Genomic DNA, 1,669 nt, shown 5'->3' on the forward strand with positions numbered 1-1,669 from the left:
ATGGACAGGCCGGACTCGTCGGCGAAGGCGGCGAGGTCCATCTTGAACAGGTGGGAGTCGGAGGAGTTCGCTCCGCCGGAGTCCGCTGTGACTAGGGCGTGTATCAGAAGTGCCGCCATGATGCTGATCAGTGTTCTGGCAAGCTGATGGCATGCATGAGAGTCCTGAAGATCTGGAATGGTTACAGCGCTTGCTCGACGACTCGTACGCTGCGGCAGGCCCTCACCTCCGTTCAATCATCGGTGAGGAGCGCCGTCTCGATGCCGCGGGTGTGGTCGCCGGGATGGGTGCCATGCGTGTGATGGCCCTGGCTACCACGACGGCCCGAGGCGAGCCTCGTGTGGGCCCGGTCGACGGGCTGCTCTATCGGGGGCGTCTCTACTTCGGGTCGGGGGCTAGTTCCCTGCGGTTCCGGCACATCCGCGCTCGCCCTGCCGTCTCGGCCTCGGTCATCGACGGCGAATGGCTGCAGATCACGGTGCATGGCAGGGCTCAGGAGGTCTCTCCGGCAGAGGACCAGGGGCTGGCGTCATTCCTCATCGATGTGTACGGACGCGAGGCGTGGGACAGTTGGATGAGCGCGTTGCCGTGGGCCCGGATCGATCCCGACCGAATGATCACCTTTTGCAACCAGGCTGCGAAGGAACGTTAGGACCCGCTGCGGCAGTGCTGGTCACAGCCACTCGTTGATCGCCGCGACGAGGACGGTCGCTTCGTATCGGACGGCGAGTTTCTCGTAGCGGGTGGCCACGGCCCGGTGCCTCTTGAGGCGGTTGATGCCGCACTCCACCGCATGGCGCTCGCGGTAGTCGGTCTTGTCGAACTTCGGCGGCCGGCCGCCGCGAGAGCCGAGCTTCTGGCGGTTGCGTGCCTGATCGGCCTTGTCCGGGATGGTGCATCGGATCCTGCGGCGACGCAGGTAAGCGCGGTTTTTGCGGGAGGCGTACGCCTTGTCCGCCCGCACGCGATCGGGGCGGACGCGTGGCCGGCCCGGCCCGAGGCGGGGCACGCGAACCTTTGCCAGAACGGGTTCGAACTGCGGCGAGTCTCCACGCTGTCCTGCCGTCACCACGATCGACATGGGTTTCTGACCTTGCTCGACAGCCAGGTGCAGCTTGGTGGTGAACCCGCCGCGCGACCTTCCTAGACCGTGATCACGGGGCTCGGTGAACACGCCACCTGGTGGTTCCTCTGCAGGTCGCCTTGCTTGCGGGCCCCGGCCGCATGCTGGTGGGCGCGGCAGACCGTGGAGTTGACGCACCCTTCGCATCGGCCAGGGACTGGAGCCGGGTGAGGATCCGATGCCAGGTGCCGTTCCGCTGCCATCGGCGGAACAGTTCGTAGACCCGGCCCCACGGCCCGTACTCGACAGGTACATCCCGCCACGGAACACCGGTACGGACCCGGAACCGTATGCCGTCGATCAGCTGCCGCCGAGGCCAGACGGGCGGCCGCCCCGCCCTGGCACCCTTCGGCAACAACGGCTCCAGCACCGCCCACTGCTCGTCCGTGAGATCTCCCCGCCCCATGAACCGTGATCATTCACAGCCCGAGATCCACTTTCGATACACGGCCTAGCAGCCTGCCAGCGCCGGGGTAGTCCGCCTTGCCCTGGTCGTTCCACCAGCGGCGCAGGGACTCCACCGCGAAGGCGGCGGTGTTGCGGTTG

The 1,669-nt window shown here is 66.7% G+C and carries 1 protein-coding gene and 2 pseudogenes; 1 reads left to right on the plus strand and 2 read right to left on the minus strand.

Features of this window, described 5'->3' with window-relative positions:
• The first annotated feature begins 151 nt into the window (after positions 1-151).
• Positions 152-652, plus strand: a complete 501-nt coding sequence (locus ACFV8T_RS45540) for a pyridoxamine 5'-phosphate oxidase family protein (protein WP_385339793.1) — start codon at positions 152-154, stop codon at positions 650-652.
• Between the two features lie 21 nt (positions 653-673).
• On the opposite strand, the pseudogene ACFV8T_RS45545 reads toward ACFV8T_RS45540, so the two are convergent.
• Both ACFV8T_RS45545 and ACFV8T_RS45550 read right to left on the minus strand, forming a co-directional pair.
• Positions 674-1,529: pseudogene (locus ACFV8T_RS45545) on the minus strand (IS5 family transposase).
• Positions 1,530-1,575: 46 nt separating this feature from the next.
• Positions 1,576-1,669, minus strand: a pseudogene (locus ACFV8T_RS45550) (hypothetical protein); the annotation flags it as partial.

The sequence above is a fragment of the Streptomyces sp. NPDC059832 genome (assembly GCF_042731715.1).
GTDB lineage: Bacteria > Actinomycetota > Actinomycetes > Streptomycetales > Streptomycetaceae > Streptomyces.

Bases quoted from the DNA above. Each gene is read 5' to 3' on its own strand.
- ACFV8T_RS45540 (WP_385339793.1), top strand. From the start codon at position 152: ATGCATGAGAGTCCTGAAGATCTGGAATGGTTACAGCGCTTGCTCGAC.